Source organism: Streptomyces sp. NPDC044063 (assembly GCF_056434285.1).
On record NZ_JBWKFM010000067.1, the window covers coordinates 1,430 to 2,985 of the forward strand.

Annotated in this window: 1 rRNA gene (cut by a window edge); it reads left to right on the forward strand. The window is 56.7% G+C overall.

Annotation, left to right across the window (positions count from 1 at the left end):
- Positions 1-1,535: ribosomal RNA gene (locus AC07BS_RS35135) — 23S ribosomal RNA — on the forward strand (its annotated part extends 1,429 nt beyond the left edge of the window); the annotation flags it as partial.
- Between the last annotated feature and the right edge of the window lie 21 nt (positions 1,536-1,556).

The window sequence follows — 1,556 nt, forward strand, 5'->3', positions numbered from 1 at the left end:
TGAAGGGGAGTGGTGGAGCCGACGAACCAGACTTGTAGTAGGTAAGCGATGGGGTGACGCAGGAAGGTAGTCCAGCCCGGGCGGTGGTAGTCCCGGGGTAAGGGTGTAGGCCGTGTGGTAGGCAAATCCGTCACACGTTAAGGCTGAGACCTGATGCCGAGCCGATTGTGGTGAAGTGGATGATCCTATGCTGTCGAGAAAAGCCTCTAGCGAGTTTCATGGCGGCCCGTACCCTAAACCGACTCAGGTGGTCAGGTAGAGAATACCGAGGCGTTCGGGTGAACTATGGTTAAGGAACTCGGCAAAATGCCCCCGTAACTTCGGGAGAAGGGGGGCCATGTCTGGTGATGAGTCTTGCACTCTGAGCTGGGTGTGGCCGCAGAGACCAGCGAGAAGCGACTGTTTACTAAAAACACAGGTCCGTGCGAAGCCGTAAGGCGATGTATACGGACTGACGCCTGCCCGGTGCTGGAACGTTAAGGGGACCGGTTAGCTCTGTTTCGACAGGGCGAAGCTGAGAACTTAAGCGCCAGTAAACGGCGGTGGTAACTATAACCATCCTAAGGTAGCGAAATTCCTTGTCGGGTAAGTTCCGACCTGCACGAATGGCGTAACGACTTCTCGACTGTCTCAACCATAGGCCCGGTGAAATTGCACTACGAGTAAAGATGCTCGTTTCGCGCAGCAGGACGGAAAGACCCCGGGACCTTTACTATAGCTTGATATTGGTGTTCGGTTCGGCTTGTGTAGGATAGGTGGGAGACTGTGAAGTCATGGCGCCAGCCATGGTGGAGTCGTCGTTGAAATACCACTCTGGTCGTGCTGGATGTCTAACCTGGGTCCGTGATCCGGATCAGGGACAGTGTCTGGTGGGTAGTTTAACTGGGGCGGTTGCCTCCTAAAGGGTAACGGAGGCGCCCAAAGGTTCCCTCAGCCTGGTTGGCAATCAGGTGTTGAGTGTAAGTGCACAAGGGAGCTTGACTGTGAGACCGACGGGTCGAGCAGGGACGAAAGTCGGGACTAGTGATCCGGCGGTGGCTTGTGGAAGCGCCGTCGCTCAACGGATAAAAGGTACCCCGGGGATAACAGGCTGATCTTCCCCAAGAGTCCATATCGACGGGATGGTTTGGCACCTCGATGTCGGCTCGTCGCATCCTGGGGCTGGAGTCGGTCCCAAGGGTTGGGCTGTTCGCCCATTAAAGCGGTACGCGAGCTGGGTTTAGAACGTCGTGAGACAGTTCGGTCCCTATCCGCTGTGCGCGTAGGAGTCTTGAGAAGGGCTGTCCCTAGTACGAGAGGACCGGGACGGACGAACCTCTGGTGTGCCAGTTGTCCTGCCAAGGGCATGGCTGGTTGGCTACGTTCGGGAGGGATAACCGCTGAAAGCATCTAAGCGGGAAGCCTGCTTCGAGATGAGGACTCCCACCCACTTGATGGGGTAAGGCTCCCAGTAGACGACTGGGTTGATAGGCCAGGTGTGGAAGACCGGTAACGGTTGGAGCTGACTGGTACTAATAGGCCGAGGGCTTGTCCTCAGTTGCTCGCGTCCACTGTGT